A 22,417-nucleotide genomic window follows, 5' to 3' on the forward strand; every position below is an offset into this window, starting at 1 on the left:
CGGGCCAGCTTCTGCTCCCGCTGGGGGTCCGTGGACTCCTTCCACGTCTTCGTGCGTTGGAAGGTGATCTGGTGACGGCGCAGCACCTGCCGTAGTCGTTCCCGCCCGATGATCACCCTCCGATTGGGGTTGTCAGCGAGGTATTCGGCGAGCTTGCGCACGCTCCAGCAGGTGAACGGCCGTCCCAGCTTCGCGGGACGGGTGTTGGCCGTCGCGACGATGAACGCCTCGTCGTCGCTACTGATCCGGCGGGGACGGCCACCCGCCCACTGAGGGTCCAGGCTGGCCATGCCCATCTCGTTGAACCGGTGGATCACCTGCCGAACGGAATCCTCGTCGGCCTGCACGAGCCGGGCGATGACCGGCACACTGTTCCCGCCAGCTGAGGCGAGCACCACCATCGCCCGCCGCAGCCGCACCACCGAGCCGGTGCCCCGACGCACCAGACGCTGCAGCCGCTGACCCTCTTGATCACTTAATCGACGTACCCGAACCGGCTCTGCCACCCCGACAGCCTGACGGCCCCACGCCGGCCCAGCCCTTCACTCAGGCCGGCGTGTCACCAACACCGCCAACGTTTGTGGTCAGAGCACTAGCGCAGTGCGGATTCCGGTGGGTGGCCTCGGCCACGACGTTGGAGCGCAGCGTGGCTGGGCGGGTTGAGCAGATCGTGCTTCAAGGCTCGACGCGTAACAGGGCTGGCAAGCAACTGCTGATCAGCTTGCAGTTGGTTGTGCGTGACCGTGGGTTGCTGCGTTGGCGGCAGGCGCATCCCGCTGTCGTGCTTCGTGATTCCGACTGGCTGGTCGGCCATCCGCTCGGCTATGTAGCCGGGCGGGCCAACGGCTACGTCTACGGGTCGTACGAAGACGGGATTATCGATCTTCTAGATCCGATCGACCGTCCTGGCACGTTGGCCGCTGTCGGCGAAACCGTTCAGCGAAGTGTGCTGCCGTGGCTGGAAGAGACTGCACAACCGGATCTCATGGTGGCCGCTCCGGCCATCACGCTGAGGGTTGGCGGAAGCTCGATCATCGAGTGGTTGGCCAGCCGCGCCCGCGCAGACCTCATCGACGACTTGGTGCGTTCTGTCGTCGACTGGCAGCCGGGCGTGCGGGACGGCGTCGAGCGAGGCCGTCAGATGGCGCGAGACGGGCAACGGCCATCGCCAGGGCGCTCAGTCCCCGTCGAGGCCCCGGTACGTGCCGGAGCTGTCGACGGCGTCAGCGAACTCGTCAAAGTCCAGATTCGCGATGGTGAGGTTGGCCGAGACGTCCGCGAACCAGCGGGGTGGCACCCGGAAGGTGCGGCCGGGCTCGTGGGCCAAATCGACGGCGAGCAGCGGACGTTCGACGTCGGTCATCGTGGTCGCATCGGCGAGGAAAAGGTAAATCAGCTTATCGTCGTGGCTCGCGGCGTTGTCCGCGTCGACCAGATCTTGAAGGCTCAGGCTCGCGTAGTTCGGGTCGCTAACGCAGGTTGCGCTGTCGTGGCCCTCCCAGGTGTGCAAGGCCGTCTTCAGGGCTTCCCACGCAGTGTCGTCGGCGAAGTCCGTACGGAGAACCAGCGACGTGAGGTCGTCGGGCTGAGGTAGAGATATCACGACGAGGATGCTCCCAGCCCTCCGCGCGGCTGACCACGCTCTGAGGCGCACATGGGGCACAAGACGCCGTGAAAAAACGTCAGTTAACCCTGAGCGATGGCGGCCTGAGACGCCGTGCGAGCAGACGGTGCGCGCCGTTCCCGCTGGTGGCGGGACAGCCGCTCTAGGTTCCGCTTCAACGTCTGACACCCGAGCTGGGTGACCAACTGGGTGACGACGGGCGCGGGCAACGCCGGACGTCCATGGACTCCGGTGGACCGTTCGGACAGCTCAGCCCTGCTGCTGCCGCAGCTCATCGACGGCTAGTGGCTCCTTCACACCGAAGGGTCAGGGTCTATGCGGTTGGCACCGGGGCAGGTCGCACTCTCGGCGTAGGCGAGGATCGCTGCTATGGCTGACGTTCCGAGTGCGTCTCGCTGCTCGATCCAGCATCGTTGGGGAAGCAGCGAGGAGGTTTCTTCGATTGACCAGCTCGCGGATCTGCTTGAGGAGCTAGAGGCCGACGACCCGGAGCACCCTGACGTGTGGATCAGCGATAACGAGGCTGGGTACAGCGTGTCGGCGTTCGAGGGAAGCCGAGGGCTTGTGATCTGGGAGGATCACGACGAAGCCCGCGGCCCGCTGCACATGGAGGGCTACTCGCGGGCCGGGATGCTGGACCTGTTCAGGATGGTCTTGCAGGGGCGAGCGGACGAGGTCGATTCGCTGCCCTGGTTGCCGGGATACGGAAACTGACCAACGCTGACGATGGGAGTTCGAACCGAAGCGGCCGCCGTGCCCGATGCGTGCCCGATGTAGCGGTCAACATCGGCCCACAGCGGCACCCCGGCAGCTGCAAGCTGAACATTCCGTGCTCACTCGCCAGGCAGCCCGACTACCCACCGTGCGGATCAACCCGATTCCCAAGCTGAGGTTAGGCACCTTTCAAACTGACGTGCCGGGCCGTCTCTGGGCCGTCTGGGCCGTCAACGGGCCGTAAAACGCCGACCAAAGATGACCGACGACGACCCCGCAACACCGAAGAAACGGCAGGCCAGCCGCCATTTGACAGCGATTGGCCTGGTGGGCGACGGACGAGTCGACCTGTACGCCGGATTCTGCGAGCATGCAGATGTGCCCCGGCCTCGCCTCACGCTCGTCGCCGGCACCCTGATGCTTGTCTCAGCTGCCGTGGTCCTGTGCTGTGCTCCCGCGTTCCTGGAGCCCCAACCGCCATGGGGTGACCCGGTCGTCGACCGGACAGAGTGGGATCGAACCCTGCCGTGGCTCCTCGCTGCGGGCGGCAGCTTTCTCCTGGTCGCGTTCCCTCTCCTGGCCTACGGGTTCGTTGGGTGGCGAATGGAGCGGCGTGCCCGGCTCGCGACGCGGGGTAGCTGTCGACAGCAACGGTGACAGCAACGAGCCGGGACGAGGACAGCCGCCGGCGGCCGAGCGCGGACCGTCACCCGGGGTGGCGTACGTGGACGGACGCTGCGGGACGAAGCGCCCAGAACTTGTAAGCGAGATGTTGCCGGGATCCCGGCCGGGGCACCTCAACCAGGCACTTCCTGGACCGGAAGGGCCCGGCGTGGAACGGTCGGCAGCAACGCTGCGGGTACTACCGGATTACGCTTGCCTCTTCGGCCACCCCGCGTGGACATGGATCCCGATCTTCGCTGTGGTGGGGTTTACCGCTTCGACCGAGACGCAATGACCGCCCCAGTCGACGAAGCCGAGGACTCGCAGGAAACCGCCGACAGGCTCGCACTCCTTAGACCAGCCGTGGTCGTGGAGCTGCCTGCGTAGCTCGCCAGCGGGATCAGCGCCAGATCTCTTACGAGTCACTGTGAGCGTCAGCCCGTAGCAGCCGCCGCTTCCGCAACTTTCCTCCTCGTCGAGGACCGTCCACCCGTCAGGCAGCGGCAGTACCTCCGCACGGTAGGGCTCCACCTTCGCCTCGGGCTCCGCGCCGTCGCCGAGAGCGAGCTGGTAGGCGGCCCACGCGAAAAAGACGGCTGTCGCCAGTAGGGCAGCGGTGCCAAAACCTGCACGCCACCGCCTGCGCTCCGGATCTTTATCAGCGGGCGGCGACACGCTAGCCGTTGAGCGCGGCGCATACTTCTGCCACGCGCCGGCCACGAAGCACGTAGCGCCAGCAAGCACCACGAACGGGATGCCCCAGTCGGCCATCGGGGGCCGGACTGGCCCGGCCAGGAAGACCTGCGACGTCAGGTACACCGCAGCCAGCACACCAAGCAGCGCCGCTCCGACCGGTAGGCCCCACCGCGGTTTGCGTGTCAACAGCAGCCAGGCGAAGAGCGGCCCACACAGCAGTGCCGTCGCCACGAGGCCGAAGCACGCCCCAGACCAACCCGTTCGATGCCATGGCGCGATCGAGACGACTGCGGCGCAATCAGCAACCAGCAGCCAGCCCCGCCACTGAAGCCGGTCGACGGCACTCGCAACAGCCACCGGGACATCCTTACCCGACGGCATGTGTCCGGCTCCCCCAGCGGGGGTCGAAGCCTCGTCCCGACCTGATTGCCGTACAGCGCAGAAGTACAGCAACCCACCCAATCGCTGGAGCCTGAGCCCAGCCGGCCAGAGCTTGTGACCTGCGCACGCAGCCGCCAGCAACCGACTTGCCGGCAATCCATAGGTTCGGGACCGCCTGTAGGTATGGCACGGGCGGCCATCCTCGCCTCGCCCGTGCCAGCTGCACCTCTGTCAGGGTCCCGATTAGCGGGCCAGCACAGCCAGGAGGATGGCGAAGAAGGTAACCAGCCCGATGATGCCGCTAAATGTGACGTACGGCGACCACTCTCGGGTGTGCTGCCGTTGCAGCGGGAGAGGCTGGGTTGGCTGATTCCAGGCCGGAGGCAGTGCCACCGCATCCCGGCGGTCGGGCCACAGCGGCGGCGCGGTGCGGCGTGTCGATCTAGCCATCATGGGATGCCCTCCGACGGCGTCCTGGTGTGTTGTTCGGACTTGGGACCGGGCGGGGCTGCGGGGGGTCGGGGCGAGTCCCGCCCGGTCGTGGAGGCCGCACCCGGCCTTCCACCTTGACATGCGTCCGGCGTCCGGTGTGCGTTACATCCTTCGAATTCCGGCATGCCGGATTTCAGGTGAGAGCCCGGATGGGGGTGCGTCCTGCTCTGACATGTATCCGTCATCCGCCATCAACTGACCCGGCACGAAGACGGGCCGTCACGGCGGGCGCTGCGGATGCGGTGCACGGGAAGGTGGTTTTCCTGGTCAGAGGCCTGGGTACGGTGTCCGCAGCCAGCCGCCCTCGCCGATTGCTCGATCATGGGGAGAACAGAAATGACGACCGCCGAGATGCCCCCTCCGGTCGAAGAACACGCCGAGGACCAACTCAGCAGGGACCTGGACGACCTGCACGTGCGCGCGCGGCATGCAGCAGTGCAACTGGCCGACATCCAGGCCCGCCTAGCGCTGCTAGAGAAGCAGATTCAACAGCATCAGCAACGCCGACAGAGGGGGGAGGCGAAGCAGCAAGAAGGCAGCGCAAGCCTCGATCAGCGTCAGTCCGGGATGTCACGGGATGTTGGCCGCGGGCTGCATGCCGACTTCGGTTGGTACTGTCCAGCACCCGTCAGCAGCCTGTAACCGTATCCCCCCGACGGGGTCGTCCTTTGCTCGGCGAAGGTCTCGCCGTAAGTCTCGGCGGCTCTCTCAGGTTGATCGCGTGCGAGACAGGACCACCGCCGCGGCGAGGAGGCAGCCCAGGTGACAGGTCACGGTGGCAATGAGGAAGGGGAAGTACCACCACCCGTAGAGGTCGTGGGTGTACTGCTCGCGGGCGAGCTCGATTGGCGCGACGAGCGGTGTGCACAGGACGATCACGATGATCAGCGCGGCAGCGGGAAGCGCCAGGCCGATGTGCTCGCTGTGGTAGGCCCACCCTCGGAGCAGGTAACCCAGCGCTGCGGTGGTGAGGAAGAGGGCGGTCAGGGCGCACCCGAGCACGAACGGCAGCATGGACTGTTCACTGGCCTCGCCGGTGAAGGGGAGCGCGCGGCCCTGCGACACCGCCGAGGCGAAGATCTCGTCCATCCGGGCGAGGAGCACTCCGGTCACCACTACCGTCGTCCCGGCCAGAGCGGTCGCCAGCCAGACCAGTCCCAGGCCCAGCCGACGAGTACGAGGGGTGGGCTGAGGGGACACCGATACGGTGGCGGGCACCGATCGACGCTAACAGGGCGGCGTGCAGCCCCGGATCACTTGGACTCCGTAGCCACGTTCTCCCGCGTCGATCCGATTCGCCTCCGCTCGACGCGGAACGGCAGCAGCGGGACCTGACATCAGTGGTTGACATCAACGGTGACGGCCAAGGCCGGACGAGCACGGACGGGCGTTGCCTCCGACCTGAACGCGGTGGACGCCAGCAGACGCTGCGACCTTTGCCGGAAGCGCCTTGTAAGCGAGATGTCGCCGGTTCGATCCCGGCCGGGGCTCCAGACCTTCAACAGCCAAAACCCACCCGGCATCCCTGTCAAGGGCCGGCGGGCGGGTGGGTGACATCCATTTCTGACAGCAGTCGACCGGGCCGAACGCCTCGCCCGGCCTGCGCAGAGCCTCCGTCTGTTCGCCATCCCAGTGTGCGCGTAGATCATCATCGTGACATCGACGTGGGAGTGGCCAGCGACCTCGCCTGGGTGATGTGCGGCGGGGTGTCGTCTCGGCCTGGACCAGCTTGGCCACGTTGCGGGCCAGCAACTCCTCGCGGACGGCATTCTTTAGGGCGTTGCGCAATACCGCGTGGATGTACTGGACCATACGCACACCGACACCCGCTGGTGCAGCTCCCTGCAATGCCGCACCGGGCTCTCGCTGCCCAACTCCTCGGCGTAGGTGCCCCTGGCACTCAGATCTGGGGGATGACGTGCTGGGCGAGTTCGGTAAACTTGCTTTGCGGCACGATCGTTGGGCCAGTGAACACGAGCAGTCGCAACTCCTCCTCGTAGGGCACGGCGACGGCCAGCACCCGAGCGCCGTCGCTCTCGAAGGTAACGGCGTCCGTACCCAGATCTTCGATCCTGGCCGTCTTCCCGCCGCTCCCGTTGGCGATGGCGTCGATCGACTCGCGGGCGGTGTCGGCCCGATCCGGCCTGACCTGCACGATAAAGGAAAACGCTTCCTGGCCGCCCCGGCCGTAGGCACAGGAATACGTACGCTTTGTCGCGGTTTCGTCGATCGGCTCCTCCTTGGCGCTCAGCTTCGTGTCGGCCGACCCACCGAGAACCTTCACGGTCACTTTGGCGGGCAGCAGCTTGCAAGCCGAGGTGATCTCCGCGAGCCGAGCCGGTGCACTGGCCTGCGGCGCCCTCGAGGTTGGCGCTTTCCAGGCAGCCGCAGAGTCCGGCTGCTGCCCGTCATCACTGCCGCAGGCCGAGCCGGCGAGCAGCACCGCTGCCATCGCCGCAGCCATCTCGGCCGAACGACGGGTCTTGCCTCTCTTCGTCCACATCGTGCGCCGTTTGATCTTCACGGGCTGACCCTAACGAAGTCCGGTCGGTGGGGACGGAAGAAGATTGTGGCAATGCTCACAAAATTCCCCAATGGCTTCTGACAATTCACGATCGCCGCCGGGGGGTCGGACGTGTGCCCTTCGGCGGAACCCCCACGGCGTGATCATGCGAGCAGTGCTCGGCGCTTCATGAGCGCCTATCGAGCGGGGCAGGTGACGCGATCCCTTATTCCGCTGGGGCTTTAGCGTGTCGCGTCCTCACGCATAGCCCTGGGTCCCGATGACAGCAGCGTTGACAGCAGCGACGCTGGACGGCGATGTATGCACGAGCGCGGGGACAGACGCCGCTCCGAGCTCGGCCGGGCCAAGCGAGGCAGCGAGAAGGCAGCACGACGCCTGATCCGGGTCGGTGTCGAACGCCGAACGACGACGGCGCTCAACTGCTCTTCGGCATGATCCGATACAGGTCCGCAGCAGCCGGCAACTCCGGTCCGCATCCCCCCGACGGGGCCGTCTCTTTCCGGGGCGCTCCAACCCAGCACACATCGGCCTGTCCCGACGCCGTCCAGCCGAGCAGTTGCGGCATGCCTCGGACCGATGGGCTACTGCTGCTGGAAGCGGCTCAGGAACTCGTCCACCAGGTGCGGTTTGGTGTAATCCATCCGGGTCCGAGTGCCCGACGTGAGGCCGCCCGCCTGGCCGCCACACGTGTAGATCAGCGGCACTGGTGGCCGGTCCGGGTAGCGCAGCACAAACGAGTGCTCGTGGCTGTATCCGATCAAGGGGCAGGCCTCGCCCATCGGCTCTGGGGCGGCATCGGGCCACCAGCCGCTGTGTCGCCGCTGCCACTGCCGCCAGGCATCGTTGCGGTTGGGTAGTCGGTTGAGCAGCGCGGCGAAATCGGCGGCCCCGGCACGCAGCACCCGCTGACGCGGCGGGTGCGCCACCCCGGGACGCTGGACAGGCAGTGCCGTGGGTGTGGTGCACAGCAGCACCTCCGTGGCGCCGGGCGGCACCAGCGGGCCATGGGCGTCGACGAACTGGCGCCGCTCCTCGATGACCGGGCAGCCATCCGATCTGACTGGAATTTCATACGGAGTGCCAGCCATTGCCGGCCAAGGCGACGCGGTACGCCGGACCCAGGCGATCGTGACCACACCCGCGGCCACCGCGACCACCGTCACCACGACGACCACCGCCCAACGTCGGCGTGGGCTCCACTTGGTCACTGGCCACCTCCAGATCGACGGTTGCCACCGAGGCGCCGTCCTGCCTTCGTCTCACTTGTCGTCTCGTTCGTCAGCGTACGGAGGCGACCGTAGACGAAGGGCCGGCCGAGTTGGCCTAGGTGGCGAACCGGCCCGATCAAGCGCGTATGGGGCCGAGCAGACTTGGAAAGCGTGCCTGGGTGCTGCTCACGCCGGCTCTGGCTCTGCTGGTCTCATCTGTGGTCTCTTTCATCAACGTACGAGGCCGTCCGGCGGAGGCCGGACCAGGTCTCCCGCCCTGCTCATGGCCCCAGTCGGTGGAGGCTGAACGTCGTGTCGCAGACCTCGAAAGCGTGGGACTGCCGGTCCGTTAGCCAGCGGCCCCCGAACGTCGTGCTCGAAGCAAGCTCGAACGAGCAGCCAGGCGCGCGGGCATGGCCGCGGGCATGGGCGGACGATCGCGGACTGAAACACCATGTAGGGCACGAGGACCGAACGCTGGACCAGCGCAGGAGGACCGACTCGTATCGCGGGAGTCAGTCGTCCACGTCGTACTCGAATTCGTCGACGAGGCCTGTCACGAAGGTCGCGAAGTCGGGGGCGAGGACCGTGATCTGGTAGTTCCACTCCTGGTCGACGTGTACGACGGCCGGCTCACCGGGCGAGCGGTAGTCGAGGGCGATCATGTCGTGACCCGCCGACGGGCAGTCGGCGATGTAGATGCCGATGTCGGGGTAGCCCCATTCCGCTACCCAGAACGCGCTGCCGAGCTCGCCGCAGAGGCTGAACCGAGAAGTTCGACCGATCGCCGCCAGTGTGTACACGCTGACGTGGTCCTCAGCCCAGGAGGTTCGGCTGGGTGCAGGGTGGGCGTCGCGGGCGAAGGAGCCGCCGTTGTGTCGACGGGACAGATCGACGTACACGGTGGGCAGCTGGTGCCCAAGCTGCGCCTCCACCGCCCGCAGGACCTCGTCGGTGAGGGGGTCCTCCAGCGGGCCGGATGCGTCGAAGACAGTTGCGGGATCGAGCACGGGTCGACGGTAGTCGGTTGGCCTCAGTTCAAGTCGCCTCGGCAAGATCGTCGGGCACAAGGCGGGCACAAGTGACGCCGACAAGGGCTGTCAACCGCTGTAAGGCAGCAGAAGAACTCGCCGAGGTCAGGCGGCCGATCCGCCCTATTGGAGTCAATCAGGAGGACGCCAGAGGGGTTCAGGGTTCGAGTCCCCGGCGGGCCACTTGTAAGCAGGCCAGATCAGAGTCGCGCACCTAGTCACCTCGTGAGCAGCCGCCGAATATTCTCCGGTACGTCGGTCATCTCCTCTGCAGCCGGCCTGGCTACCCGGACCGGTCGGCCGAAGGCCGAGAACCGGGCGGTGCTGACGTATGCCGGAACCGAGCCGAAGGCCGGAACCTTGACGGTCATGGAGGTCAGGTAGCCCTGACCATCGACGGTCGCCTCGTACGGGATGGCCCGCAGCACGTCCCCGGCAGCGCGTACCTGATCGGCGTCGGCGGGCAGGAGTCCCCGGGACGTCCCGGTGGGCGCGCTGGCGAGGTCCAAGGTGCCGGCGTACTGGTCGGCGGCCGAACGTCGGGCATCGACGAGAGCGGGGGCCAGCCCCTTGAGACCGGCTGGGTCGAACGGATCCGCCAGGTGGACCACCGATGCGGAGGCGAAGCTGGAGGCCGCAAACGGGATGTACTTCGTGGCGTCGATGGTCGGCATGTACGTCTTGCCCAACATCAGGTACGCGTCGTCGCCGAGCACCCGCACGCGCTGCTTTGTCGTCTCGCCGTCCAGCACGGTGGAGATCGTCAGGGCCAGTGTCCTGCCCACCGGGTCGACCTCGCCGTCGACCTCGAGACCCGGCACGCTCATCGTCGTGCGCGTCGACACAGAGGCGGTCCGGCCGGCGGCGGCCCGCACCTCCGCTAGGGGGTCCGGCTCGTCGGTCGGCCGGCTCGTCGGCTCGTCGGCCGAGTCACATCCGGCGGCCGACGTCAGCATGCCGCTGGCGACCAGTTGAATGAACCCTCTTCTCCGGATCACGACAAGCTTCCCCCGTGGTCGATCCGCGCGTGTCCCGCGCCGTGTGCTGGCGATGATCGCATAGAGGCGTCGGGGATCTGCCGAGCAGCCAAGTAAGCAGCCAAACCGGCGAGCAAGGGCGGACGTTCGCGGACGCCGACGCCACGTACCGAAGTACTTCTGCATCCCCGCTGCAGGGCGATCCCGCGATGTAGGTCCGCATGAACGAACGCAGCCCGCTCATCGCCGGGATCATCGACGTCGACGTACCGGTCGACGAAGGCCCGGAACACCTCCGGCTCGCAGCCGGGGACCCATACATACACGTCAAGGCACGGCGGCATGACCGAAGGCTACGGCCTACCGATGGCCAGGCGTGAGAGCCACCGTGGCAGGCCATTGGTCGGCCGAGCGATGGCCGCAGGGGCAACGTGACATCAGTCCTTGACATCAACGCTGGCGGCCGAGGCCGGACGCTTGCGTACGGATCTCGCCTCCGGCCCGAACCCAGTGGACGTCAGCGGACGCTACGACTCTCGCCGGAAGCGCCTTGTAAAACGAGAAGTCAGAACGGATGGATAGCCAGGCAGGTTGACATCACATTTTTACTTCAATCGAGCGGACCAAACGCCTAGCCCAACTGGGCCCCGTGCCTGTCTGGAGCCCAGGCCCCGGGCATTCCCGGGACCGGGGCCCACTACCAAGTGTCGAGATGTCACTAGAAGTACGAGAGGACTCCGGCGTCGACTGCGGCCTCCTCACCGCCCGCGAGCCTCATCCAGTCGCTGTAGCCATACCTGGTACCTGAGCTGTTGGAGATGTTGTCGTAGTACACCAGGTCGGAGTCGGCCGAGTCGATGTAGATGTAGGGGTTCCGTACGGCGAACCGGACCCGGTACGTGCCTGGCCGCGCCTGGGCGACGTATGTGCCGTCGGGGTTGACGGTTGCGGTGGCGCCCGGCTGTCCGACTACCTGCGGTTCGAGCTGGATCCCGACGATGCTTGCAGTGGCGGCACCGGGCTCGCCCTCGTCCCTTACGCCGTCCTGGTCGCTGTCTACCCAGACGGTGCCCCGGATGGTGACCGGCTCGACGACGGTGACCCGGGTCCGCAGCGTGTCATTGTCGGGATTGACGTCCGGCACCGGGTTGGACACGGTGGCGACCATGTCGAGGACGGTGCCGGGCTGCGCCCCGGAGACCTTGGCGGCCACAGTGAGGATGTTGCTCGTCTGGTCGGCCCAGAGCGGGGCGTAGGTGCAGCGGTAGCCCGGCAGCCCGTCGGCGGCCGTGTCGCCGTAGGCGCAGGTCCAGCCGTCGCCGGATGCGCTGTATGGGACCAGGCCGGCAGGGAGCGGCACGGTGAGCGCTACTTCACCCGACTTCGCCCGCCCGGTGTTCTCCACGAAGGTCGTGAAGCCGACGACCTCCCCGTTGAGCCTCTGGTGCTCCGTCGGCTGGCCGGTGCCGGTGAAGCCGAGGTCGACGGTGGCGGGAATGTAGCGGAGGGTTGCCGTCCCGGTGTTGTTGGCAAGCGACGACTCGCTGCCTCCGCTGGCGGTGGCGCTCATGGTGAGCACGTCACCGGCAGTGCCGGCGGCGACCCTGACCGGGATGCTGAGCGGCTCGGCCGCGGACTTCGCGGGGATCGGCACGGTGGTGCAGGTGACCGTGCCGAAGAGGTCGCATTCCCAGCTCTCCGGGATCACGTAGCCATCGCCGACGAAGACGACGCCGGCCGGAAGAGCGAACGACAAGGTGACCGGGTCGCTGGTCTGCCTGCCGTCGTTGCGGATGTCTACCGTGAGGGTGCTCCAGTCGCCGCTGTCGACGACCTCGGCCGGGTCGGCGCTGGCGCTGACCACGAGGTCAGTCTGGCGTGGGGCCGCGTTCGCGGCGGTGGGCAGTCCGATGGTGGTGATGGTCAGTGCACTCCCCGCGAGTGCGCCGGCCAGCTGGAGACGTCGTTGCTTGTGCAGAGACATAGCATCCTTACGTCGTGGGCGCGCCGGATCGTTCCGGCCGGGACAGGAATCCGTCTGTCCAAGGTGGATTGCGTGTGAGCGATGATCTTCGTTACATGTCCTGCCGATGCGCTTGAGTGTGGTCTTCCTCGCCTCCTGGGTGACCTCGCTGTAGGCGTTCGCTGTCACGGCGGTCTGGTTGTGCCGCAGGCTCTGCACGATTCTTGGGTGGCAGGCCTGGGCGCTCGGGCCGCGTACCAGGAGAGATGGCGGCGGCGGTGTCCGGACCAGAAAGCCGGACACCGCCGCAGCCCTTCGGCGGGGAGACGTCCCCGTTGCTAGTCGGGTCCGCGCGGTTTAGCGCGTGCCGGTAGGCACAAGCGCCGATATGTCCTCACGCTCAGCGCTGGGTCATCGAGTCTTGCCGCCAGCCGCCCCTGCTTCAACGACCGTGGCGCCGCTGGTCTGCTGGATCCAGTCGGCGATCCGGTCCACCCGCGCCGTGGTCTCCTCCTGGGAGTGCGGGCACGACGGCCCGTCGGATTCGACTGAGACCAGCGTCTGAGTGCCGTCGGTGTTCTCGGTGAAGTACGGAGCGCCGGAGTCCCAGAGGCACGCGCTGGTGTCGGCCGCCGGCGCGTAGCCGACCACCATGGCGGAGGAACCGGCAACTCGGGTGATCTTGAACTGGCCGGTCTGCAGGTGGGTTGCGGGCGTGGGGTTGACGGAACTGGTGGCGCCCCAGCCGGTCATCCGCAGGGCGGTGCCGGTCTTCGGTGAACTGGCACTGATCGACAGCGGCGTGATGTCCGTGATCGGCGTTGCGAGCTTGGCCAGCGCCACGTCGTGGCGCGATGCCTGCCGCACCTCAACCACGTCGACGACGTGGCCGTTGGTGGCGGCCATGTCCGTGCGTCCGACAGTCGCGGTGGTCGCGTACGGCACGGGGCCGCTGACCTTTCTGCCGGCGGTGTCGTGGAAGCAGTGCCCGGCGGTAATGATCCACTGCGGAGCAATCAGCGCGCCGGAGCAGGCACTGTCGTAGACGGAGCCGTCGGCGCGCGGAATGTTGGTCATGGTCAGCTTCGTGGAAAACTGGTACTGACCATCAGCCACGGGAGTGCCGTTTGCGATGGCGTTTGCGACGCCAGGCACAGCAACCATGGCGGACAGTCCCAGCGCGGCAAGGGCCAAGCCCTTTCGCCGGGTCCGGGGCCTCTGCTCGTTGGTGGTGGCGGTCAGCGCATTCCCCGCGGATGCGCTGAACAGCTTGCGGCGTCGTTGCCGGTGTCGAGACATGAAATCCTCACGTCAGAAGGGCGCGCCGGATCATTCCGGGCGGGACAGGAACGGATCTGTCCGTTTGCAGAGCGCCGAACCGATGATCGTCGTTACGTGTAGAGCGCGCGGCGGCGCCGGGGCACAAAGAACTGGCGTGGTCTGAGGCGGCGAGGGGAGGCAGCGACGAGGCAGCAAGCCGTTTGATCCGTGCGAGTAGGAAGCGGAAAGAACTCGGTCGCTGCACTTGTGCGCGACGGTCTCGTGCTCCTGGTGCATCGCCATCCATCGCGCCGGTGGTATCCCGACTGCTGGGATCTCGTCGGCGGACATGTCGAGTCGGGCGAGTTGCCTTACCAGGCCGTCAGTCGGGAATGCCTCGAAGAACTCGGTGTCCACGTCCACGACCCTCTACCCATTCCGATGACGGTCAGTGACCCCACCCTCGACATGCACGCGTTCCTCGTCACGCGCTGGGAAGGGGAACCTGGCAACGCCGCACCCGAGGAGCACGACGATCTTCGCTGGTTTCGGCCCAGCGATCTCGCAGACCTGAAGATGGCCCACCCGGCCAGCCTGTCGAGCATCCTGAGCGCCGTCCAGGTCGCAACCGATTAGCCACTACGAACCCGTCCGCTCATCCGCAGAAGCGGATGCGCCATACGGTCAATGCCGACTCGCTGGTAACGGGACGTCACGATGCCGCCCGCCCGTTCCTGCGGGTCTCGCTGAATCCGCTGGCTGGCTCGCGGGCGGTCGAAGGCTCGGACGTGCGCCGCCATCTGCACGACGCTGTGCACGTTCAGCTGTACCTGGCTGTGCACGTTGACCCGTACGCCGGCACCACGGCGAAGATTCGGAGGCATCGGCCGTCTGCTCCAGCGCACGCATCGCCCGGCGGAATTTTCCGAGAGAAAGAAGACCCGGCCCTTGGCGTCGAGCACGCCGCTCGGGCCGCTACCAAACACTCCTGTCTGGCGATGGCCTGGCCGCATGGAGGCCGGCGGCAGGAGCCGCGCAGCACATCAGGTCATCGGTGAGAGCATCGGCCGGGGTGGAGGTGTCAGCGGCTGTGGCTGCCGGCGAGGGGACCGTTGACTTGCGGCCCGCTGCTGTGGGGCCGTGGCGGCCAGTAGCGGCGGACGGTGCGTTCGGACCGGCCGATCCGCGCAGCGATCTCCGACGGGTGCAGCGTCGGATCGCGACCGTGCCAGTACGCCACCGCTGCGGCGGTGTCCGTCGGCACCGCATCCTCACCCGGCCGGTGCTGCGGGTCGGTGGGGTCCACGAGGGGCTGTCCGGGTGTCTGCGCGGCAGAATCGGTTACCCCCGCCGCGGCGGGGTGCAGGCCCGGGTGGGCGTCGGCAGGATGGTGACCGCTCACTTGACCACTGCCACGCTGTCCGGCGGCTTCGGCGCTGGTGCGGTCATCGTCCGCTGGCGCCGCTCGCCTGTCGTCACCCGTGTGCGTGCCGTTGCGATAAGGCTGCTGACGCGAATGTGTGGTGGCCGGTGGCGACTCGGGCAGGCGCCGCGTGTGGGCGGCTACGGCGACGGGCGCAACGGGTTGCGATCGCTGCGCCCGCCCCGGGATAACGGGAGTCGCAAGGTGGAGAGCAGTCCCGCCGCTCGCAGCCTCGGCCTCGGTCTCGGCTGGAAGCGGAACGTCCGGTGTGGCGTTGCCGGGTCGCGACTGGTGGCTGGCTGCGGCCGGCCCGGGGGCAGCCGCAGGGCGCGGTGGCGTGGCGCGCAGACGGCCGGTGATTTCGACGAGGCTGACGCTGGCGACTACGACGAGCCCGTCGACGGACAGCGGCAGCAGGTAGGCGGCGGCGGCTTCGGTTTCGCCGTAGCGGGCGGCGACGCCGGCCATGTGCCAGTAGCTGACCGTGCGCCACGAGGCGCTGCACGATCGAGTGGAGGTGAAAGACCACCACCGCCGTTCCTGTCGCAGCAGGGCGGTGTAGCTGAGGGCAGCCTGCCCCGGGAGGTGCCGGGTGTGGGTGGGAAGCGGCCCTGACAACGCCGGGACGGGCTGGCACTGCCAGACGGCTCGGGTCCGGCAAGCGAGTCGGGAAGGTGTACGTGAGGAACCAGCGTGTAAAGCCTCTCAAGACTAGTACTCCAACGTCACTTGGTTCCGGCGTTGGGCGTGGCGTGGGCATGAGGACGGCCACCGCGTTGATCATCGATGGTTTGTGAGGACAACCGAAGATCGTGCGGTGGCCGCGGGCCATAGCGTAGACCTTGATCGGTGGCGGGTCATCCTGGACGAGGCGGTGACGCGGGTCGCTGGCCGGTTCGTGCGGGCGGAGCCACGTCGGACCGCCGGGCAGTTCGTAGAGGGGCTGCTGTCGGGTGTGGAACGTAAGACCTGCTGGTCCCTGGCAGAGCGGGCGGGTCACGATGATCCGCAGGCGATGCAGCGGCTGCTGCGCAAGGCGGTGTGGGACGCCGACGCCGTCCGCGATGACGTGCGCGACTGGCTGGTCGAGCAGCTGGGCCATCCCGATGGGGTGTTGGTCACCGACGAGACCGGCTTCCTGAAGAAGGGCGTGTGCTCGGTCGGGGTGCAGCGGCAGTACACGGGCACCGCCGGTCGTGTCGAGAACAGCCAGGTCGGGGTGTTCCTGGCCTACGTCTCACCCACCGGCCGGGCGCTGATCGACCGCCGGCTCTACCTGCCCGAGACGACCTGGTGCCAGCAGCCCGACCGTCTCGCCGCCGCCGGCGTCCCCGACCAGGTGGGGTTCGCCACGAAACCGGCCCTGGCCCGGGAAATGATCGCCGCCGCGCTGGACGCAGGTGTCCCGGCTGGTTGGTTGACTGGCGACGAGGTCTACGGCGCCGATCCCGGCCTGCGCGCAGACCTGGAGCAACGCGGCGTGGGTTATGTCCTGGCGGTCGGCTGCGACCGACGCGTGCACGTCAACGACGGCCGCACCCTCATCCGCGTCGACGACCTCGCCGAGCGGATCCCCACCACCGAGTGGCAGCAACACAGCTGCGGGCCAGGGGCGAAAGGACCCCGCGACTACCTGTGGGCCTGGATCACCACCGCCACCAACCGGGGTGAGCAGCGGTGGCTGCTCATCCGCCGCAACCGCACCACCGGCGAGCTCGCCTACTACCTGTGCTGGTCACCCCGCCCGGTCCCGCTGCACACCCTCGTCACCGTCGCCGGTTCCCGCTGGAGCATCGAGGAGCTGTTCCAGACCGGCAAAGGCCAGATCGGCCTGGACCACTACCAGGTCCGCAGCTGGACCGGCTGGCACCGGTTCATCACCCTGGCCATGCTCGCCCTGGCCGTCCTGACCATCCTCGCCGCCACCGCACAGCAGCCCGACCCTGGCCCGGAGATCATCGCGTTGACCGTCGCCGAGATCCGCCGACTCCTCAACGCCTTCGTCCTCGCCACATCGCTACCGCCAGAGCACATCCTGCACTGGTCGATCTGGCGACGAACATCCCAAGCCCGCGCCCGGCGATCCCACTACCAGCGCAGACAAGCGAACTGACGTTGGAGTACTAGGCACCAGCTCGAACCTGGCGGATGTGGGCTGGGTTGCGGCGCGTATCCCGACACCGGTTTGGTGTCGGGCAACTCCCTGGCCGGTTTGGTATTGGTCGGCGGGGAGGCCACGGTGAAGGTCTGCGGCGTAGCTGTGGCGAGGTCGCAGGGGCAGAGCTGGGCACCTAACCCGACGAACGATCGTGTGGTGAACGTGGGAACCCACCCGGGACCGCCCCGCCTGTCGGCCAGCCAGGCCGTGCCGGTGGGGCAGGCACACCGTCTGCTGACGGTTCCGGCCGGGGGCGGAGTCGCCGTAGTAGTCGGAGGTCGGGAAAGCCGGCCACAGGGCGAAGGGCGACAGCGAGTACGCAGCCAAGATGCTGGAATGCCAGGAGGCCGCCGGTGAATACCGACGCGCCGCCGTCCGTGTGGCCCGAGTTGGGGCAGGCGGAGCGGCGGGTACTGGAGATCCAGGCGAAGCTGCACCGATGGGCGGGCGAGGATGAGGCCCGCCGGTTCGATGATCTGTTCAACCTCGTCACCGATCCCGCGTTCCTGATGGTCGCGTGGGAGCGGGTGCGGACGAACAAGGGGGCACGCACCGCCGGAGTGGACGGGCAGACCGCCCACTACATCCGGGTGCTGCGCGGCGAGGAGCCGTTCCTCGCCGAGCTGCGCGCCGACGTCAAGGCCGGTGTGTTCACCCCGTTGCCCGTGCGGGAGCGGATGATCCCCAAGTCCGGCGGCAGGTTGCGCCGGCTGGGGATTCCGACCGTGCGGGACAGGGTTGTCCAGGCCGCCCTGAAACTGGTGCTGGAGCCGATCTTCGAGGCCGGGTTCCGCCCGTGCTCGTACGGGTTCCGGCCTCGACGGCGCACGCACGACGCTATCGCTGAGATCCGCCACTTCGGCGCCAAGGGCTACGAGTGGGTGCTGGAGGCGGACATCGAGGCGTGCTTCGACACCATCGACCACACGGCCCTGATGGACCGGGTGCGTCGACGGGTCGGAGACAAGCGGGTGCTGGCGCTGGTGAAGGCGTTCCTGAAAGCCGGGGTGCTCAGCGCCGATACCGGCTACCAGGAAACGAGCACCGGCACACCGCAAGGAGGCATCCTGTCACCGCTGCTGGCCAACATCGCCCTGTCCGCGCTCGACGACTGGTTCGTGCAGGCGTGGCAGGACGAGATGGGCAGCCCGTGGCGTCGGCACAACCGGCTCCGCACCGGCCGCTGCAACTGGCGGCTGGTGCGCTACGCCGACGACTTCGTCGTCATGGTGGCCGGCGAGCGCGAGCACGCCGAGGCGCTTCGGAGTGACGTCGCGGCGGTGTTGGCGCGGATCGGGCTTCGCCTGTCCGGGCCGAAGACGCAGGTGGTCCACCTGAACGAGGGCTTCGACTTCCTCGGCTGGCACATCCAGCGCCGGCGACAACAGGGGTCGAACAAACGGTACGTCTACACCTACCCGGCGAAGAAGGCCCTGGCCTCCATCGTCGCCAAGGTGCGCACGATCACCCGACGAACAGCACACGCACATCTGTCCGACCTGCTGCAAGCGTTGAACCCAACGCTGGCAGGCTGGTGCAACTACTTCCGTCACGGCGTCTCCAACGCCACCTTCAGCTACCTGTCGCGCTACGCCTGGCGACGGGTGCTCGGGTGGATACGCAAACGCCACGACGGAGTGCCGTGGAAGCACCTAATCCGTCGATACCTGCCTGGATGGAAACCGACGCACGAGGGGATCGTTCTGTTCGACCCGCAGACGGTGGCGATCAACCGCTACCGCTACCGCGGGACGAAGATCCCCACCCCGTGGGACAGATGGCACCAACCGGCGGCCACAACCAGCATGTGACCTGTCGGCATGTGCTCGTGGAGAGCCGGATGCGCGGAGACGCGCACGTCCGGTTCGGGCGGGCGGGTCAGGGAGACGACCGGACCGAAAGGCCGGCACCGCGCCCTGACCCGACCCCACCACGCGGCGATGGCGGCGATCGGGGCGGCGGCGAGCAGCCGCAGCACCACCAGCACCCGCTGGTGGGTGGGTACGCGGGAGATCAGCTCGACGGTGAGCATCAGCGCCAGCGGAGGCCACGCCGAGATGACCTGGCTGATCGGGTTGGGTCGGGCGTGCAGCACGTTCGCCGCGATCGACGCGGCGACGCCGAGGGCGAGCACGGCGCGCACCGCCCACCGCAGCCGCCGCAGGTGCCGCCGGTCCACCTCGCTCACCTCAGTGGTGACGGGTGTCGTCGCGCTGCTCACGCCGCAGTCTCGCCGTCGTAGCGGGGCGCGGGTGCCGGGCTGGGTTGCGGGGTGCGTTTGATCTGGGCGACGAGCCGGTCTGCCAGGGCGAGGGTGTCGTCGTCGGGTTCGGCGTCGATCTCGGCGAGGGCGTGGGTCAGCCGGCGGCGCAGGGCGCGGATGACGTCCAGGTGCCCCAACTGGGCGTGGGCGCGCATGGCCGAGCGGTAGAGGGCCTCGTGGTGCGGGTGGTGGGCGATGGCCGCGTCGAGCACGGCGATCTGTTGCGCGGGTTGGGCGGCGAGGGCGTCGGCGAGGGCGAGGTGGGCGTCGAGGGCGTCCTGGCGGATCGCTTCGCGGTAGGGCTCGACCCACTCGTAGTCGCAGCCCTCTGCTAGGGGCCCGGTGTAGGCGTCGACGGCGCGGCGCAGCGCGGCGGTGCGGGTTTGCGCGTCGGTGGCCTGGCCGGCCTCGCGGATCGCCGCCCGCATCCGCCACAGGTCTACGTCCAGTAGGTCTCGCTGGAGGAGGTACCGGTGGTCGGGGTGGGTGACGTAGCTGCCGGGGCCGCCGGTGTGGCGCAGGACGGCGCGGAGCCCGGAGACGTAGGTGTAGAGCCGGCCGGCGGCCTTGCTGGTCGGGGCGTCGGGAAGCAGGTCGTCGAGGATCGCCTCCGTCGAGGCCGCTCTGTCGTGCACGGCCAGGTAGACCAGCAGTTCCAGAGACTTGGCGCGTGGGGTGCGCTGCGGGTCGCCGTCGACGAGGCCGGGTGTGCCCAACACCCGCACCCGCACCGGAGGCCTGAGCCTGCCGTCGTGCGGATCGTCCGTTGACTGCTGCCCGGCCGCGACTTCATCGCTGGCTGTGGCTGATTCCGCTGGCGCAAGGTGCTGATCGCTCTCGGGGCCGCAGGCGACATCGGCGGGTGTGTGCTGCAGGTGGTGGGCTGCCGTGCCGTCGGAGGCGTCGTCGGCATTGCTGTCGGCCTGAGCCGTCACGGCCGGTGCGCTTCGGTCGGTGGGAGTGGCGGGCGCCCTGCAGCCGGACGTCTCGGCCGGTGGCTGGGGTGTGGGTGGGGAAGGTGCGGGGGCTTGCGGCTGGCCGGTGTGGGACTCGGCGAGGGTGGTGAGCAGGTCGATGGTCTCTGCGGGGTTGAGGACGGCGAGACGGCCGACGTCGGCGCGGTGGCTGCCCTGGTGGGCGCCTCCGCCGTCGACGGGGGTGGTGGTGCCGTCGGCGTCGACGGTGACGGTGCCGCCGTCGGGCCAGTCGCCGAGCAGCACGCCGTGGATGTCCAGGCGTTGGCCCTGGGCGAGTAGGGCCGCGACGCGGGCGCGGTCGTGGCGGTTGGTGGCCTCGGCGATCAGCATGACCGGCGGGAGGGGCTGTTCGTAGGGGTCGGCGCGGCGCAGGTGGGCGACGGTGTCGACCTCGTGCTGACAGGTCAGGCGGGTGCGGTGCATCGTGTGCGCTTCGCAGATGTTCAGGGCTTCGTCGAGGTCGGCGGTGACGGTCAGCCGGGGTGTGCGGGGCAGGGTGAGGGCCGCGTCGCCGAGCAGCGTCACCGCAGTCACCGTCGGGATGACCACCTCGGTGCGCGCCTCGGGATGGTCCACACCGCCGGTGGCGAGGGCGGCGGTGAGCAGTCCGCGGGCGGCGGCGGGCGCGCCGGGCCCGGTCAGGCCGAGCCCGGCCGGAGGCCACAGCGCCGCAAGCGGGTTGTCCAACGCCGGCACCACCAGCAGCGGGGTGCCGCTGTCGGCGTCGCCAACGACGGCACGAGGGTGATGGCCTGCGCCGTGGTCCTGGCCGTCGTCCTCGCCCTCGATGTGCAGGCTGCCGCTGCCGGCGTCCGGACGGAGGGGCAGGGGGCCGTTGTCAAGGTTGTCGACGTCGTCGTGGTCGGCGCCGCGCCGGTTCGCCGACGTGTGGAGGTCGGGCCGGTTGACGGAGGCGCGGCGTAGGCCGCGGCGGATGTGCGCGATGACGCGGGGCATCGGCGCCAGGTCTGGGGTGTCCAGGCGGTGCGGCGTCGGGGCTGTGCGGGGGACGTAGCGGCGTTGACGGTGTGCCCACACCACAGTGACCGCGGCGGCGATCGCGAGGGCGAGGCCGAGGTCGAGCCAACTGCCGCTGGGCAGACTGATTCCGCGCCGCGCGGTGTCGCCGCGGCGGTCGGGTGCACCGTCCGCCTGTTCGTCGGCACAGGTGGGTGTGGGGCTCTGTGGTGCGCTCGTGGCCGCCGGGGTGGGTGCGCCGGTGGTGGTTCCCGGTCCGGTCGACGGTGCGGTCGTGGGGGCGGGCCCCGGGGTTGCGGTCTCGGGCTGCTGCGGCGGTGGGGCGGTGCGCTGCGGTGCGCGGGTGGCGTCGGTGGGCAGGGTGAGGGTCCAGCCGGGGCGGATGAGGTTCGGGTCGCGCAGCGTGCCGCCGGGGTGGGGGAAGTGGGTGCCGCGGTTGAGGTGGTACAGGTCGGGCCAGCGGTGCTCGTCGCCGAGGTGCCGCGCGGCGATCGAGGAGAGGGTGTCACCGCGCCGCACGGTGTAGGTCGGGCGTGGCGGCCGGGTGTCGTGCGCCGCAGTCGCCGACGGCTGCTGTGGGGCGTCAGCGGCGTTCCCGGGTCCGGTGGTTGCGCCGTGCCCGGCCGGTTGCCCGTCGGTGTCGGCGGTGTTCGCTGCGGCAGCTGCGGCGGGGATGGCCGCCGCGGTGGCGGTGGCCGCGGTGGCGCCGAGCAGCGCGGCGGCCAGGCTCTGCAGCGGGCCGGGCAGGTGCAGTGCGGCCAGCCAACGGGCGGCGCGGGTGAGCCGGACGGCCACGCGGGTGGTCATCGCGGTGACGAGGTAGACGGCGAGAACACCGCATGCGGCCTGTGCGAGGAAGACGATGAAGCCTTCGGTCAACGGCTGCGCGATCCAGGCCCGTGCCTGTGCGGCGGACGGAAGCCGCGGTGCCGGCAACAGGCTCGCGTGCAGCAACGCGGCGTAGCCGGCGGACACGAGAATCACGGCACTGATGGCGCCCAGAACGCCCGACGTGGACCTCACCTCACGCCTCCTCTCCCCTGCCATGTGGTCGGCGGGGTTCGTGATCGACGCTAGGAGCGGAC

18 protein-coding genes and 1 pseudogene are annotated in these 22,417 nt (G+C 68.6%); 6 read left to right on the forward strand and 13 right to left on the reverse strand.

Annotated features, from left to right (window positions below):
* A partial coding sequence (locus M2302_RS28920; RefSeq protein ID WP_280840984.1) for a helix-turn-helix domain-containing protein occupies window positions 1-506 on the reverse strand: 506 nt, incomplete at its 3' end.
* 110 nt (window positions 507-616) lie between these two features.
* Here M2302_RS28920 and M2302_RS28925 point away from each other — a divergent pair.
* Both M2302_RS28925 and M2302_RS28930 read left to right on the forward strand, forming a co-directional pair.
* A complete protein-coding gene (locus M2302_RS28925) occupies window positions 617-1,594 on the forward strand; it encodes a hypothetical protein (protein WP_280840985.1) in 978 nt (325 codons plus the stop codon).
* A 399-nt stretch (window positions 1,595-1,993) separates the two neighbouring features.
* Window positions 1,994-2,338: a hypothetical protein gene (locus M2302_RS28930; RefSeq protein WP_210774947.1), complete on the forward strand. Its 345-nt coding sequence runs from the start codon at window positions 1,994-1,996 to the stop codon at window positions 2,336-2,338.
* A gap of 870 nt (window positions 2,339-3,208) precedes the next feature.
* Here the strand turns inward: M2302_RS28930 and M2302_RS28935 are convergent.
* A complete protein-coding gene (locus M2302_RS28935) occupies window positions 3,209-4,054 on the reverse strand; it encodes a hypothetical protein (RefSeq protein WP_280840986.1) in 846 nt (281 codons plus the stop codon).
* Between the two features lie 852 nt (window positions 4,055-4,906).
* Between M2302_RS28935 and M2302_RS28940 the strand changes: the two genes are divergently transcribed.
* Window positions 4,907-5,212, forward strand: coding sequence for a hypothetical protein (locus tag M2302_RS28940; RefSeq protein ID WP_280840987.1), 306 nt, complete (start codon window positions 4,907-4,909; stop codon window positions 5,210-5,212).
* Between the two features lie 66 nt (window positions 5,213-5,278).
* Here M2302_RS28940 and M2302_RS28945 read toward each other — a convergent pair whose 3' ends face one another.
* The 7 genes from M2302_RS28945 to M2302_RS28975 all read right to left on the reverse strand — a co-directional run bounded on the left by M2302_RS28945 (window position 5,279) and on the right by M2302_RS28975 (window position 13,437).
* Entirely contained in the window at window positions 5,279-5,788 is a 510-nt protein-coding gene (locus M2302_RS28945) for a hypothetical protein (protein WP_280840988.1), read from the reverse strand.
* A gap of 682 nt (window positions 5,789-6,470) precedes the next feature.
* The gene (locus tag M2302_RS28950; RefSeq protein ID WP_280840989.1) at window positions 6,471-7,094 is read right to left on the reverse strand and encodes a hypothetical protein; all 624 of its coding nucleotides are present in this window, start codon (window positions 7,092-7,094) and stop codon (window positions 6,471-6,473) included.
* 581 nt (window positions 7,095-7,675) lie between these two features.
* Window positions 7,676-8,269 (reverse strand): hypothetical protein, encoded by a 594-nt coding sequence (locus M2302_RS28955; RefSeq protein WP_280840990.1) that lies wholly within the window; start codon window positions 8,267-8,269, stop codon window positions 7,676-7,678.
* Between the two features lie 548 nt (window positions 8,270-8,817).
* The gene (locus tag M2302_RS28960; protein WP_280840991.1) at window positions 8,818-9,312 is read right to left on the reverse strand and encodes an SMI1/KNR4 family protein; all 495 of its coding nucleotides are present in this window, start codon (window positions 9,310-9,312) and stop codon (window positions 8,818-8,820) included.
* A 239-nt stretch (window positions 9,313-9,551) separates the two neighbouring features.
* A complete protein-coding gene (locus tag M2302_RS28965) occupies window positions 9,552-10,496 on the reverse strand; it encodes a hypothetical protein (protein WP_280840992.1) in 945 nt (314 codons plus the stop codon).
* A 532-nt stretch (window positions 10,497-11,028) separates the two neighbouring features.
* The gene (locus M2302_RS28970; RefSeq protein ID WP_280840993.1) at window positions 11,029-12,294 is read right to left on the reverse strand and encodes an SdrD B-like domain-containing protein; all 1,266 of its coding nucleotides are present in this window, start codon (window positions 12,292-12,294) and stop codon (window positions 11,029-11,031) included.
* Between the two features lie 390 nt (window positions 12,295-12,684).
* Complete coding sequence (locus M2302_RS28975; protein ID WP_280841023.1) at window positions 12,685-13,437, reverse strand: trypsin-like serine protease; 753 nt, start codon at window positions 13,435-13,437, stop codon at window positions 12,685-12,687.
* Between the two features lie 324 nt (window positions 13,438-13,761).
* Here M2302_RS28975 and M2302_RS28980 point away from each other — a divergent pair, with 324 nt between their 5' ends.
* Window positions 13,762-14,169 (forward strand): NUDIX domain-containing protein, encoded by a 408-nt coding sequence (locus tag M2302_RS28980; RefSeq protein WP_280840994.1) that lies wholly within the window; start codon window positions 13,762-13,764, stop codon window positions 14,167-14,169.
* On the opposite strand, the gene M2302_RS28985 is transcribed toward M2302_RS28980, so the two are convergent.
* Both M2302_RS28985 and M2302_RS33210 read right to left on the reverse strand, forming a co-directional pair.
* Entirely contained in the window at window positions 14,166-14,495 is a 330-nt protein-coding gene (locus tag M2302_RS28985) for a hypothetical protein (RefSeq protein ID WP_280840995.1), read from the reverse strand. The two genes, M2302_RS28980 and M2302_RS28985, sit on opposite strands and share 4 nt — an antisense overlap.
* Before the next feature lie 119 nt (window positions 14,496-14,614).
* Window positions 14,615-15,574 carry a DUF2637 domain-containing protein gene (locus M2302_RS33210; protein ID WP_348529476.1) on the reverse strand — a complete coding sequence of 320 codons (960 nt, stop codon included), beginning with the start codon at window positions 15,572-15,574 and terminating at the stop codon, window positions 14,615-14,617.
* 256 nt (window positions 15,575-15,830) lie between these two features.
* On the opposite strand from M2302_RS33210, the gene M2302_RS28995 reads away from it, so the two are divergent.
* The gene (locus tag M2302_RS28995) at window positions 15,831-17,069 is read left to right on the forward strand and encodes an IS701 family transposase (RefSeq protein WP_280840996.1); all 1,239 of its coding nucleotides are present in this window, start codon (window positions 15,831-15,833) and stop codon (window positions 17,067-17,069) included.
* Window positions 17,070-17,467: 398 nt separating this feature from the next.
* Entirely contained in the window at window positions 17,468-18,925 is a 1,458-nt protein-coding gene (gene ltrA / locus M2302_RS29000) for a group II intron reverse transcriptase/maturase (RefSeq protein ID WP_280840997.1), read from the forward strand.
* 119 nt (window positions 18,926-19,044) lie between these two features.
* Here ltrA and M2302_RS29005 read toward each other — a convergent pair.
* Window positions 19,045-19,293: pseudogene (locus M2302_RS29005) on the reverse strand (hypothetical protein); the annotation flags it as partial.
* 38 nt (window positions 19,294-19,331) lie between these two features.
* Complete coding sequence (locus M2302_RS29010; protein WP_280840999.1) at window positions 19,332-22,316, reverse strand: BTAD domain-containing putative transcriptional regulator; 2,985 nt, start codon at window positions 22,314-22,316, stop codon at window positions 19,332-19,334.
* Between the last annotated feature and the right edge of the window lie 101 nt (window positions 22,317-22,417).

The sequence above is a fragment of the Micromonospora sp. A200 genome (assembly GCF_029893845.1).
Classification (GTDB): Bacteria; Actinomycetota; Actinomycetes; order Mycobacteriales; family Micromonosporaceae; genus Micromonospora; species Micromonospora purpureochromogenes.